The organism is Bacillus sp. ES1-5, assembly GCF_022487605.1.
Taxonomy (GTDB): Bacteria; Bacillota; Bacilli; order Bacillales; family Bacillaceae_G; genus Bacillus_A; species Bacillus_A wiedmannii.
This window is the reverse complement of sequence record NZ_JAKVPU010000028.1, coordinates 1-2,234: the sequence shown is the minus strand read 5'-3', so window position 1 is coordinate 2,234 and position 2,234 is coordinate 1. Positions and strand designations below refer to the sequence as shown.

The following is a 2,234-nucleotide window of genomic DNA, read 5'->3' as shown; positions in this document are numbered from 1 at the left end:
GAGAGTAGGACGTCGCCAAGCAAAAACCTAAGTCGATTCGACTTAGGTTTTTTTGTGTTTATTTTTATTTACTAAATGTCATAATCCATAAATTTAATAATCTTAAAGATGGAAAAGAATGAAATAGAGATTGTTTCAAATGAATTTTGGATGATAATCGGGTAAAGGTGTATAAAGTAATACGTTTGAATATTAGTTGAAGGTAAGAATTACCTTTTATATTGATTGAGTTATAGGATGACTAAAAATATTTTACTTTTTATATGAAAACGGTATGCGGAAAATAGCTATTCAGTTGTTTTTTACATACCGTTTTTTCATTTTTAACGTATTATCCGAAAGAGGTTTCATTCCTCAAGCGTGTGAAAGACGATAGTCTAGCGGTAGGTGGGAGATGAATTTCGGTTTGGCGTAGCCAAACATTTGGTTTTCCTATTTATTTCGCCCCTGATATAATCAGTCTTATAAGAGGTAAAGTTTGGTATAACAATGAAGAAAGTAGATAATAATCTTGTAGTGTTCAGGTTGTGTGATCACCGTCATAGCTTATGGGAAATGAAGCAGAAAATGAGGTGAATGGATATGGCAAAGCACACCTTATACGTAAAACGTTCGGATGTGTACGCTTTGTGTATAATAAAATGCTGGCTGAAAGAAAAGAAGTATATAAAAAACACAAAGCGAACAAGGAAGAACTGAAGAAACAAAAATTCCCTACTCCTGCGAAATACAAAGTGGAGTATGAAGGGTTGAAAGAAGTTGATTCATTGGCGTTGGCCAACGCTCAATATCAAAAAGGAAGCCATGCGGTTATTAGCATTGGTATAAATCGTAAGAAATAACATTTGGAACAAGGGAATTAGCTCGGCTGTCCTAGGACAAATTCGTTAGCTATCAAAAGTAGCGATGAACCGAGAAGCCCCCCACTTAGGGGGAAACTCGTAACAGTTACTAAGTGGGGGGTAGTTCACAGGATTTCACATAAGAAAAAATCTATAATTAAGATAGTTAACATATATTTTTTGATGGGTGTGGGGGATTATGAAAGAAATATGCATGTTATTAGTGGCTGTTATATTATGGGGGACAGCCATTGCGCCAACAAAGTGGGCATTAGAATCTATTCAGCCATTTACTTTGTTATTTATTCGCCTTTTCTTAGCTGGTGGAATTTGTTTACTATTCTCATTTAAACAATTAAAAAGATCAGTTGTACATAAACAAGTCCCGTGGAAAAGAATGAGTTTACTATCTTTTACTGGTATAGCTGGGTACTTTATGTTCACATCCTACGGTATTTCTTTAACGAGTGGATTGCATGTTAGTATTATTGATGCTGCTTTACCTTTAGTTACAATTCTTTTTTCAGCGTTCTTTTTGAAAGAAAAAATTCAGCTTAATTATTGGATCGGTATTGTATTGGGGGCTATCGGAGTACTTCTTATTACAATTCCATTTAGTAATGTCGATCAAGAAGTATCTTTAATAGGAGATATCCTTATTTTATTAAGCACGTTCTTATTTGCTTTCTATACAGTATTGCTGAAACGACCAAAACAAGAACAGTATCTATCAAACAAGGTTTTTACAACATTAACTTTAATTATTGGAGCTGTTATTCTATTACCATTTGCAATGGCAGAAACTTTTTATTACGGTTTTCCAAAGATTGAAACGTGGAAGGCTGGACTAAGTGTAATATATCTTGTTATTGGGGCAACAATTTTAGCGTATTGGTTTTGGAATAGAGCATTAGAGACAGTCTCGGCATCAGTAAGTGGATTATATTTAAATGCGTTACCGTTAATAAGTATTGTTGCTTCAATTGTTCTATTAAATGAATCTTTGACGTGGAGAATAGTAATAGGTGGTAGCTTAGTTTTATTTGGAGTGATATGGGCGGATAAACGTAAATTAATTGATTTATTTATCTCAGGCGAGCGAAATGTTAAAGAGAATGAAGAATGTTAAAGTTTATAAGAGCATGTATATAGTGTTTAATGAAAAGGACGCCTTGTATGTAATAGGATGTCCTTTTCATTATTTTCATTGAATGAGAGGAATTAAATAACTGAAACTAATATAGAAAATACCTTTGGAATTATTTTTATTATTAATTGAATAAAAGGTATTGACGATTAAAGTATAGAGGTGTAATATAGAACAAGTCGCCGATGCAATAACGCAGAACGCGGCAAACAAAATGAAAAACTTAGTTGACATTAACTAACGAA

1 protein-coding gene and 1 pseudogene are annotated in these 2,234 nt (G+C 33.3%); both read left to right on the top strand.

All coding sequences use genetic code 11. The annotated features are described in order from the left end of the window. Positions 1-548 precede the first annotated feature (548 nt). Positions 549-788 (top strand): annotated as a pseudogene (locus tag MKO96_RS29060) (helix-turn-helix domain-containing protein); the annotation flags it as partial. A 253-nt stretch (positions 789-1,041) separates the two neighbouring features. After that, on the top strand, positions 1,042-1,971 hold the full coding sequence (locus MKO96_RS29055) for a DMT family transporter (RefSeq protein WP_240589335.1): 930 nt from the start codon (positions 1,042-1,044) through the stop codon (positions 1,969-1,971). Positions 1,972-2,234 lie beyond the last annotated feature (263 nt).

Excerpts from the sequence above, each read along its gene's own strand:
- MKO96_RS29055 (WP_240589335.1), top strand. The coding sequence starts at position 1,042 with ATGAAAGAAATATGCATGTTATTAGTGGCTGTTATATTATGGGGGACA.